Annotated in this window: 2 protein-coding genes; both read right to left on the bottom strand. The window is 41.8% G+C overall.

All coding sequences use genetic code 11. The features are described 5' to 3' along the window. Positions 1-146: 146 nt before the first annotated feature. Positions 147-5,660, bottom strand: coding sequence for a family 78 glycoside hydrolase catalytic domain (locus ACH2DQ_RS21915; RefSeq protein ID WP_394912900.1), 5,514 nt, complete (start codon positions 5,658-5,660; stop codon positions 147-149). Positions 5,661-5,835: 175 nt separating this feature from the next. After that, positions 5,836-12,489: a family 78 glycoside hydrolase catalytic domain gene (locus ACH2DQ_RS21910; protein WP_394912901.1), complete on the bottom strand. Its 6,654-nt coding sequence runs from the start codon at positions 12,487-12,489 to the stop codon at positions 5,836-5,838. Position 12,490 lies beyond the last annotated feature (1 nt).

The following is a 12,490-nucleotide window of genomic DNA, read 5'->3' as shown; positions in this document are numbered from 1 at the left end:
GGGAATACCCCTTAGTTCAAGTCGGCTTAAAATCTGGTTTATTTTTCACTCTTTCCTCCTATACCGCATTTTTTTGTGTTTTCAACCAGGTAAATGTGAATGTTTACTATTCACATTCACCTGTATGCTTGTGCCTCAGACAGTACTTATCTTACTGTGATAACGCAGGAATCTTTCTTTCCTCCAGGTGTCTTTACCGTAATGATAGTTGTTCCTTTATGCAAAGTTGTAACGACTCCTTTCGATGAAACTTTTGCAGCCTTTTTATTTGAGCTTTCCCATTTCAGAGTATCTGTACTGTTCTTTGGCTTTACAGTTGCTTTTAGCTGTAATTTTTTTTGTATCTTTAATGTCTTCTTATGAAGGTTAATCTTAACCTCCTTTGCCTTCACCTCCTTTACCGTAATGATGCAGGTTACTTTCTTCTTACCGGATATCTTAGCAGTAATTGTTGCTTCTCCAGCTTTTCTTGCTTTTACCAGACCTTTTTCAGATACGGCAGCAACTTTTTTATTTGAACTGGTCCAGATGACGTTATCTGTTGCATTTGACGGTTTTAAGAAAGACTTAAGCTGATAAGTTTTTCCCTTATAGACAGTCTTGCTTTTTTTGTTCAATGAAATTTTCTTTGCCTTAACCGTATGAACTGTGATCCTGCAGGATGCTTTTTTTCCTCCGTCAGCAGTGCTTACCGTGACGGTTGCTTTCCCTGCTTTTTTAGCGGTTACTTTTCCGTTGGCATCAACTGAGACAACGGAACTGTTGGAAGATCTCCAGGAAACCTTCTTGTTTGATGCATTGCCAGGCAGTACTTCTGCTTTTAATTGTTTTGTGCCTTTGCCTTTTATTGTGAGACTGTTGTAATTCAGTTTTACTGAAGATACAGCAGTTACCTGGATCTTATTCAGGGTTTTAAAGGTTACACTTGCTCCGCCGGATACATTTCCTGCCTTATCGTATGCATATACAGTAAGCGTATAAGCTGTGTTGGGAGCCAGCCCCTTTATTTCTGCTTTTGTACCATTTGTCACCGTTGATACTACGTTATCTTTATTCTTCACCAGATATTTTTCCACACCGGTATTATCTGTGGATGCATTCCAGGTAATCGTAACGGCGTTTTCTGTAATTCCGGAAGCTTTTACATTTCCCGGCGTGGAAGGCGGCTGTTTATCACCTGCAGGTACCAGTCCTTTTACCGCTGACTGAAGACCTTTTACTGCTTCATCCGCTTCTTCCTGGACAGCATCCTTCTGTTCCATTACCTGAACGGCTTCATCCAGCTTCTGTTTTAAAATTCCAAAACTCACAGCCGTATATTTTGACTCCTGGGACAGGTATTCATTTGCTTCTTTGATTGCGTTTTTAAGGGCTGTCTTATCTGCTCTTAGTACCAGACCGCTTATTGCATTTTGTAAGGAGTCCGTTGCTGTATCAATTTCCTTCTGGGTAAGATTTGCATTATACAACGCTTTTTCTGCATTTTTTAACGCTCTGCTAAATACCTTCCAGCTGGAACTTGTATAATCAGATTCACTGCCTTTTAATCCAACTGCCTGCTCTACTGCATTTTCTAATTCCTGTGTCTCAAGACCAGCCTGATTATAGATGCCCATCTCTGCCAGCTGGAAGTAATTAATTTCTCCTGCCGGTGGATTCCCAACTTTTGTTAAATGAATCCGGACTTTTCTGGCTGTTACTCCTTCTTCCCATTTTAGAACTGCCGGCTTACCAAAAGGTGCCTGGTAATCGGTAAAATCTGCAATAGCTGTATACTTGCTCTCTCCGTCCTTACAGATTTCAACGCTGAAATCTTTTGGGAAAGATGGTGTCTTGCCATCAGCTGTTAACACATCACTTCTTGGATATAAATGAACTCTGTTGAAATTCATATCCTCTCCCAGATCAATTTCAACCCAGTGGTCTACATCTGCACTATTTGTTCCGTTTGATGTAAATCCAAGGCTTCCTTTTACAGAGAGTAACTGACCGTCATTAATATTCTGGATTCCCCAGTCTGCATTGGATATTGAGGTACTTGCATCTGCCTTCCCCAACAGTGCCAGGTTCTCCCTCTCTATACGGCTGTTCTCTATTGCAAGCTTAGTTTCTCCATTGATCTGTAAGGTGATTTCCGGACTCTCGTCTTCGAAACCTTCCCCATACCATTTTGCAAATGAATAATCTACTTCATTCACCGGTTTTGCACTTAAGGTAATTTCATCACCTGTGTAGACGTTCTCAATAATTGGTAATTTCTGAGGCTCGCCCCCGTTGATGCTTACCATGCTTCCCTGACTTCCATCTTTATCCACAATGTTTAAAACAACTTGCTTTCTAAGTACCGTTGTGAATTGGTACTGTCCGGAACCAGCTTCAAATACCGCTTTTCCATCCTCCATTTTTACAAAGGTAAGCCCCTCACTCTCAGCTGCGGGAATCCCATTTTCCAGTACCTGATCCTTGTTTTCAGCCGGTACATATACCGTTGCCGTGCTATTCGCAGGAATCGTAACGTTCATAAAGAAATTATCGTTATCTCCATAGCTCCAGCTGCTTTCGATATTGCCGTAAACAGATTCAAAAGAACTGCCCATATAGCTTAATCCGCCGCCGGGATATGGTTTTAAATAAAAGTGCTTGTAACCGGGGTTTTCCTCATCGTATGAGATACCTGCCACGTAGTTATAGAACCATTCTCCCACGGAACCTAAGGAATAGTGGTTAAAAGAATTCATTCCCACATCACCAAACTGTCCTGTCTCATAATCATAAGAGTTCCAGCGCTCCCAGATCGTGGTTGCTCCGGCTCTTACACTGTATAACCAGGATGGATAGGTATCCTGTAATAACAGGCGGTATGCCACATCTGCGTACCCCATCTCGGTCAGCATCGGACAGAGGTAAGCAACGCCCATGAATCCCGTTGATAAATGCCAGTTCTTATTCTTAATGTCCTCCACAAGATATGCTGCTGCTTTTTTTCTTGCTTCATCGTCTTTTAATAAGTTGAACTTCAGTGCCATGAGGTAACTGGTCTGCGTTCCATTTCCTACATGTCCTTCTTCATCAACAAATGCCTTGTTAAACCCTTCCTTAATCTGTTCAAATAAATTGCGATATGCAGCGGCATCTTCTGTTTCTCCAATTGCCTCTGCCATCTTGGAAAGTAAATCACAGCTGTATGCATAATAACCGGTACAGATTAAATCAATAGGCGTATTTGCCCCAACCGATAACCAGTCTCCATAATTATTTCCACAGCCCTCTACCAGATGATCCTTTGTCTCCAGATTCTGATAATACCGGATCCACCCTTTCATACCTTCGTAACTCTGCCGGATAATGGTGGTGTCACCGTAAGTGGTGTATATCGTCCATGGGATGATAATAACGCCGTCTCCCCAGCCGGAAGCTCCGAATGAACCGCTCAGTCCATCTCCGGGTGTTACATAGTTAGGTGTCCAGTCGGCAATTGCTCCGTCTGCTCTCTGATTCGTGGTAACGTCCATCATAAATTTCTGAAAAAATCTCTGTACATCCTGATTCATCGCTGCAGTGCGGACAAATACCTGTGAATCTCCGGTGTATCCCAGTCGTTCGTCTCTCTGTGGACAATCCGTAGGTACACTGATGAAGTTATCTAACTGGCCCCAGGTAATGTTGCTCTGAAGCTGATTGATATCTTCATTTGATGTGGTAAAGCTTCCCGTTGAATTTTGCAGGGAACTGATTGCCACACCTGTAATATCATCCACAGCAGGTACACCCGGATAGCCTGTTACCTCTATATAACGGAATCCGTGGAATGTGAACCGCGGCTGCCATGTTTCCCCATTTGGATCACCCTTTAAGGTATAGTAATCTGTTGCTGCCGCGCTTCTTAAATTTGCAGTATACAGACTTCCGTCATTTTGCAGCATCTCTCCAAAACGCAGCTTAACAACTGTGTTTGCATCTCCGGTAACATTCATTCTTGCGAATCCGGATATGTTTTGTCCCAGGTCAAAAATATAGGTACCTTCTGACTGCTCATTTACAGATATAGGCTTAATTTCTTTGATCACCTTTACTCCAGGACCCATATGTGCCACAATATCTCCGTCATATCCGGATTCTTTAACCGGATTCCAGCTGCCCTGGAAATTAAAGCCTGCTTCCGACCAGCCCGGCATTTCCCTGGTTGCGTCATAGGTTTCACCCATCTGGAAATCATCAGAGACTATGGGGCCATCTCCGCTGGCAACCCAGGTAGAATCTGAAGATATCCTTACTTTTTCTCCATCTGCATACTCAATTTCTAACTGGCAGAGCAGTTTTGAATCTTTTCCATAGCGTTCTTTTCCGCCTACAAACAGTTTTCCGGAGTACCATCCGTGACCAGTTATGGCTCCAATAACATTGGTACCATCCTGCAGCATATCGGTTACATCAAATGCCTGGTACATCACATAATTCCGGTCATCCTGGTTCAATTCATAGTTGGTCCATCCGGGATTGAAAAAATCATCTCCCACCTTCTGCCCATTCATTTCCAGTTCATAGATTCCAAGTGCAGAAGCAAACACGGTAGCCTTCTTTACCTGCTTTTTTACTTCGAAATCTTTTCTGTACATTGGCGCTGCAGATTTTGCATCATTTTGCAGCCCCAGCGCATTGGTTACAACCAGTTCACCTGAATCAATATTTCCAACGCTGAAATTGTTATTGATTCCGCTGTCAAAGTTATCGGAAAATAAAATATTGCCCTCTCCGTCTTTCACAACAATATTGTCATATGCTGCCTGTTCATCACAGTCACCAGGAGCATAAGTCTGGCGGAAACCTAATTTTCCAAACGCTGTAAAGTCACTTGTTCTCTGGTCTATCTGTGTGTCATTGATAAATGTTGTAATCTGATTGCCGTCTACTTCAATCTTGATATGATGCTGTTCCTTCTGCTGTTCCACCGGAATTACATCTTCAATTGAAAATTCATCAATACATGCCGCTGCTCCTTTTACCCACTGATGAGGTCTGAAGCTGGTCACTCCTTTGAATTTTTTTTCAAAGGTATTAATCTGCCACATGAGGAAGTTGGAGTTATCTTTTCCTGCAAAAATAATTCCTGCATCATCATTGATAATCCGAAAATCCATTTCTACCGAATATTTTTCCGGTGATGGTGCTTCTCCCATATCCAGCTCGATCCACTTTGCATCCCATGGAGTTCCCATCAGTCCTGTTTCCCAATAAGCTTCCTCTGTTGATACAGCCGTGTTTCCTTTATTATCTGTAACCTGGACTTTCCAGTAATATCTGATACCCGGTTCTAATGCCTTCCCCCCGTAGACAACATCCACTGACTGGTCACTCTCTACCACTGTGCTGTCCCAGATGTCATAATTTCCGCGATCCAGGTTATCTTTGCTGGTTGCAGTCATGATCCGATAGGATGTCTGCATAACACCTCTTTGTGTTGAATCCAATTTCCAGCTGAGTTTTGGTGTACTCTCATCAATCCCCAGGGGATTTACCGCAGATTCACATTTTAACCCATATACCGTAAATGATCCTTCTGATGCTTCTGTCTTCATGCCAAGACCTGTAAATAGCTGCATAACCATACAAATTATCAATAACCATGCTGACAGTTTCTTTCTCATCCTCTTTTTTGCCATATGCGTCTTCTCTCCTTCTGCCGGCATCTGTTGTTGTATGCCCACAAAACAAATAAATATGAATTACAATCTTAAACAATGTAAAATCAAGATTATTATTTGCACTTTGAATTCAAAGCACATTAGCAAAGTAACACAGGATATTTCTATCCCTGTGTACTTTGCTGATTTTATACTACTGTACGGTAATGACTACATCTGCATTTTTACCATTAAAAGTTTTTGCTACAATTTTCGCCTTTCCTTTTTTAATTGCTTTTATTTTTCCGGAAGAACTCACCGTTGCCACTTTTTCATTTTTTGATATAAAGGTAACATTTCCAGCACTGCCGGTACTACGGGTTACTTTTAGTTTGAATGTTTTTCCTTTTTTCAGGGTCTTTGTCTTACCAACATTCAATTTTATAGAAGAAGGTGCTTTCTTAACGGTAATCTCACAAGTTGCTTTTTTACCGTTTGCTGTGATAGCCGTTATAACTGCGGTTCCTTCTTTTACAGCTTTTACTCTGCCTTTTTTATCAACTTCTGCAACTTTTTTATTGCTGCTTGTAAATTTGATTTTGCTGGTCACAGCCGTTGATGGCACGAGCGTTGTTTTTAAATTATAAGTTTCCTTTCTTCCCAATGTCTTTTTGCTTGCATTTAATTTTATCTTAGTAGGATCCGTTGTTACGGTGATCTTACAACTGGCTGACTTTCCGTTGGAAGTTGTTGCGGTAATGGTTGCTTTACCTGCTTTCTTTGCAGTTACTTTTCCATTTTTATCGACACTGGCAATGGAAGATTTACTGCTCTTCCAGGTAATGGTTTTATCTGCTGCATTAGCCGGAGATACCTGCGCTGTCAGTTTCACTGATTTATTTTTCTTAATGCTGACGCTGGACTTATTCAGGCTTACTTTATCTGCTTCAACCTTTGCAGGTGGTGGTGTAACTGCTGGGATGACATTGGAAGCAGTTACTGCAGTCAGTGATCCCTCCAGGTTTTTTGCTGTTACCACAGCAGAAATCTTATATCCTACATCTGCTTTTGTAAGAGTATATGTGGTTCCGTTTACCCCCTTAACCTCCTGGTTTCCACGCTTCCATATAATGGTTAAATCTCCAGGTTTTTTATTCTTAATACCGGTTGTATCTAAGGTTAATTTTTCACCTTCTTTAGCAGTTCCTTTTAAGATAACTGATCCCTGCATTTTTTCTTTATCCGTCGTTACTTCTAGCGCTTCACTTACACTTCCGGCATTATGTGTATCTGTTGCTGCAATCCTCTGATAGAACACATAGACGGTTCCCGGCTCTAAGTCTTTAAACTCGGCAACATGGCTGAATACAGGCTCTTCATTTGCTTTTTCAACTGCGTATTCATAACCTTCTATCGCTTCCAGTGTAATGCTGGTGGTTGTTTTCGATGCGAGTACGGGATGAATTACCGGAATTTCAGAAACCGTAACTGTAAATTCTCCGGATTTTTCCATTTCGCCTATGGTAATCGTAACAATAATTTTTGTACTTCCTGCGTTTCTAGCAGAAATCTTTCCATTTTCATCCACGATAGCAATATTGGTATCCTCTGAGCGATATGCAATGTCTGCACCAGCCAGATTCATTTTGTTTCCGTCAGATCCAATTGCTGCAACTCCTGTAACCTGTGCTTCTTCATCCCAGAACAGTTCCGGATGATCAATTTGTGCTTCTACCGACTCCAGTGACGGTGAAATGGTAAAACTGCCGGTCCACTGACCTGCGTATGCCGGATCCTCCGGTACAACTGTTACGGTATAATTACCTTCTTTTACCGGAGCACTTCCGTCTTCGGTATTGTAAGTAATAATAAATTCTCCTGTGTATGCTTCTCCTGTTTCCGTGATTTCTGCACTTGGAGTTTCCAATCCTTCATAAGCATTTCCCGTATAGATTACATTTTTTGCACTGCTCTTTACCGTTACCGGGATTTTATCCGTCAGGTTAACACTTACGTTCACTACCGTATCTTCATAGTTCTTCATAGTTACGGTTACCGGAATTACTGCAGTCTGACCAATCTCACCGTCTGCGTTAACTGACAGGCTCAAAAGTCCATTTTCATCAACTGTAATATCCGATCCAAGTATTTTATGTTCGTCAGAAACATTTCCCACTACAAATTTCACAAAAGGCTGATACTGTTTCATAACGTCAGCAATAGATATTTCGCCATTACCGCCTGCTGCATATACAAAATACAGTTTCTGTTCTTCCACAACTGGTGATGCCGCTTTCACAACTTCCGTCAGATATGTATATACTAATTTTTGTCCGCTTCCTTCAACTGTAACTATTGCGCCATCCTCACCGGTACCTGCAAGAGTGTCAGAGAAGATATAAGTATTTGGAGCCTGGAAGGTTAACTTCACATTATATTTTCCTGTCTCCGGTTTCTTGTTAAGATCAACTGCAGTTCCATCCTGGTTTACAACGGACCATTTACCGGTGATATCCACGCTTCCATTAATCGCTGCCTTGATATCTGCCATATCCACCAGTGGTTCACCATAGACTGCTGTGGACTGAGGTGCTTCATAATCGGATAATTCTATACTTTCTACCGTATTTTCACTGTGGTAAACTTCAAACTCACTAAGCTGTAAATAATAGAAATCATGATCATTTGACTTTGGATTTAAATTCCTGGCAAATAATTTTACGTATTTGGCATTTGTTGATCCAAAGGTAAAGCTCACCGGTTCATAGCCAGGTACCGGATAATTTTCTTTTGAAACTACCGTTGTCCAGTCTTTACCATTTTCGGATACCTGAATATCAAAGTTCTTCGGAAATCCATAGCCTGAATTTTTTTCTGCCGGGTTTTTTACAGCCGGGTAGATTGCTACTGCATTGACATCTTTGACTGCTCCAAGGTCAATGCTTATCCACTCTTCGTGGTCTTTTGTCTTGGCATCGCCGGTATTGCTGGAATATCCGGTGTACTCACCATCCTTATTTTTATTTTTTCTATCCCCGTCATTAATCAGTTTACTTCCCCAACCCCAGAAGTTATCTTCATGTGAGGTGGAGTATGCTACCTTTCCGTTTAACGCCAGGTTCTGGAATAAGTTACTGTTCATTTCTTGTTCAGCTTCCGCGAGATTTACCACTAACTGATCCATCTGTTCATTTGTTAAATCAACATTGGTACATCCTGCCTTCGCTGCATCATATGCTGCCTGGTAGGCATCCGCGAATCGAACCGGTGTTGCTACGGGGTTTGCTTTATCATCCGCATTTTTTACTGCTTCTTTTAATGCTTCCCTGCTTTGATTTACGTGAAGCTTTAATTCTGCTGTGGCATCTGTAAGCGATATTACCATCGCATCTACATCTTCCTGTGCTGCATTCAGATCTGCATCTAATGCTTTTGCAGCATCCAGAACTGCCTTAAATTTTGTCCAGGCATCCATTTCATAATCCAGCTGCTTTAAACTTCCTGCATCTAAAAGAACTTTTTTTAGTTTTATTTTTTCAACGCTTATTAATTTTACACTGGTTTCGAATTTGTAAATTCCTGATCCTGCTTGAATATGTACTTTTCCTGCTTCCTCAGTTACTGCATGGATTCCATTCAGTGTGTCACTTAAAGCCTGTCCGTTGCATAGTATTAGACTCTTATCATTAGTGGGTAGAATAATTTCCGCTGTTGTCCCAACCGGAACCTGTATATCGAATACACCCTGATCTTCATTTAAGGTCCAGTCACTCTGCAGCTGACCGCGCACGGTATTCACACCTGCTTTAGCATAAGTTAGTGATTCATTTAATGCTGGTTCTATGGTAACGGTTTTATATCCGTCCTGCATATCCTTGATGCCGCCGATTCCTTTGTAGAACCATTCATCGTAGGTTCCAAGGAAATAATGTCCCAGAGAACGGGATGTTGTCTCCCACATTTCCCAGAGGGAAGTTCCCCTGTCAGCCATGAATCCCCAGCTTGGATATGACTTCTGCTGTGCTACTTTATAAGCTACATCCGCATATCCATTGTCTGTAAGAACGGGAAGAATGAACTTGGAACCGACACATCCTGTATCCAGGTGATAGTTTTTATCCTTAATGTCATTAACGAGATTGGTCAAAACACCGTCTTTATATTCTTCCGGAACTAACCCATATGCCAGCGGTACCAATTGGGAAGTCTGACGGTATCTGCTTCTGTTTTGCTGCTGGGACCATGTTAATGTCCTATAAATCTGGTTTTCTGCATCATAGAATTTTTCATTAAATGCCTTATACATTTTTTCCATTGCTGCTCTGTATTCTGCTGCATCTTCTGTCTTACCCATCCGGTCAGCCAAATCAGCCATTACATCTAACAAGTGATAAGCAAATGCAGTGCCGCAGATACCCGAACCCTCGCTTGGACTTTCAGAGTACGGTAAATCCTGGTCGTCATCCCCCTGTCCCATTGGTGATACCCAGTCAGCAAGCTGTCCGTCTGACCATGTCCATCCATTTTTCCTGCTCTCTTCAATATCTTTTAACGCCAGTTTCCGCATTGCATCATATTGCTCATACAGATAACTTTCGTTTCCGTAGGTATCAATCATCTGATCAACGCCAAATACGAAAATAGAATTCCATACAACTGTATTGTCATTTCCCCAGCCCTGTGTCGGAACCATATTCGGAACATTATTAAACTCGTTCTGGCAGTCTTCCATTGTTTCCACGAACTGTTTTAACATGTTTACAAAACCAAAGTTGTAGGTCATCGTCTCCAGAGCAACGTTGGCATCTCCAAGCCAGCCGTTCTTTTCCCATACCGGAGTGTCGGTTGGCTTTCCCTGCATATTGTTCTTCATGGTTGTAATCATCATCTGGTGCATTTTGTTAAACAGTTCATCTGAGGATTCGAATGTTCCGGTATCCTCCATATCATTGCTTACCCGGTAACAGGTTACATCCTCTGCTGTAAGCTCTGACGGATACCCGTCAATCTGTACATATTGATAACCTTTATAACTGAATTTCGGCTCAAAGGTTTCTACGTCCGCTCCGCCTTTACAGATATAATTATCCTGCTGATTATAAGCACGGGGCCACCAGCCGGAATTTACACCGTCTTTACCGCCGAGCTTTTGCACCTGGCCGTCAGCATTTAATTTCTCACCATAGGTGATGGTAACTTTATCTCCTGCACCGGCTCCTTTGATATCCAGTTTGACCCAGCCGGCCAGCATCTCCGGTATGGTTAAAACGTAAGAACCATTTTCCAGCTTAGTAATCTCAGACGGCCGCATTTCTTTGGTACGTCTGATTGGTTCCATAATCTGCGCTTTCAACTTACCTTCCGGGGCATCCATTAACTGTACAGCACCCCAGTTTGCATCATCATAATCAACCAGATCAAAACCATTTAATTCTTTTCTTGCATCATAGGTCTCACCATAATAAATACTGTTGGTTGTGATCGGACCTTCTTTGGTGGCTTTCCAGGACTCATCCGTTACCACAGTTTCTTTTTCCCCGTTTTCATATTCAATCTCAAGTTCCATACGAAGCTTAGGGGCATCTCTCCAACTTGCATCCTGCCAGTTCCATACGGAGCAGGTCTCATTGTAAAAGCTGTTGCCAAGCTCTACGCCAATGGCATTTTTTCCTTCTTTTACTAAGTCCGTTACATCAAACACCCGGTAAAGAGAAGTTTGGTTATACTGCGTATTTGCCGGATTCAATAAGGTGTCATCCGGTAATTGTCCATTTATTTTTAATTCAAAAAACCCAAGACCGGAAACATAGGCTTTTGCATCTTTAATCGCACCTTTTTTTGCCTGAAACTCTTTTCGAAGAACGGTTGCAGCAAATGCATTTTCTGCGTTAGGAGCAACGCCGCTGTTCCATGGGGAATTTCCATATGGTTCGGACTGATCGGGATTCGTCCACCCGGAATCGTTATAATTCTGATCACTCCATCCTTCTTCTTTTGTTTTACTTAGTTTCCATGAATTATCTGTAACATAGGTATCCTTTGTACCATCATTGTACAGAACCTCGACCTTGGCAAGTAATCCGGCATATCCTCTGGAGGTATTATGTGCAGATGCTGCTATTACATTTTCACCTTCTGCAGAAATTAATTTTGTAATATCATATAATTTACCATTCTTCCAGGAATCTACACCGCCGTTCTCACCTGCTTTTTGCCCATTTACAAAAAGTTCATATTCATCATCAGCTGTAATACCTATATTTACATTGCTGATAGTTTTCGTCTTATCTGTTTGAAAACCTTTTCGGAAATACTGAACGCCTTCCGGTGCTCCGCTAAAATCACTTCCGTCTCTTCTCCAGATCCAATTGGCACCCTGGAAGTTCATATCTGTATTTTTAATACCTACCCATTCACCATTCCACTCATCCATAGACATGATTCCTGTCTCAAAGCTGGATACGGCGCTCCATCCGTTATCATTACCATCTTCATCCCAGACCTGAACTGCCCAGTAATAAGATGTACGGGAAAGGAGTTGATTTCCCTGATAGGTAATATTGTAGTTGTTTTCATTCTCAGTCTTTCCTGAATCCCACACATCGCCTTCGTGTCTCTCGGCACCTTCTCTGGTTGAAGAAACAATAACACGGTATGCGGACTGTCCCTTATCATAACCATCCGATGCTAAGACCCAGCTAAATACAGGCTGTGCATCATCAATCCCCAATGGCTCACTTAAATAATTAACCTTTAAGCTTCCAATCTGCAGGTTACCCTGGGCTGCTGCTGCGGTAATTGGTGTGATCGATGTTACAGTTACTGCTGTAGCCAATAAACATGACAATAATCTTCTTCTTAGTTTCACT

This window comes from Robinsoniella sp. (genome assembly GCF_034124845.1).
The sequence above is the reverse complement of the archived record's forward strand: the minus strand, read 5'-3'. Positions and strand labels throughout refer to the sequence as shown.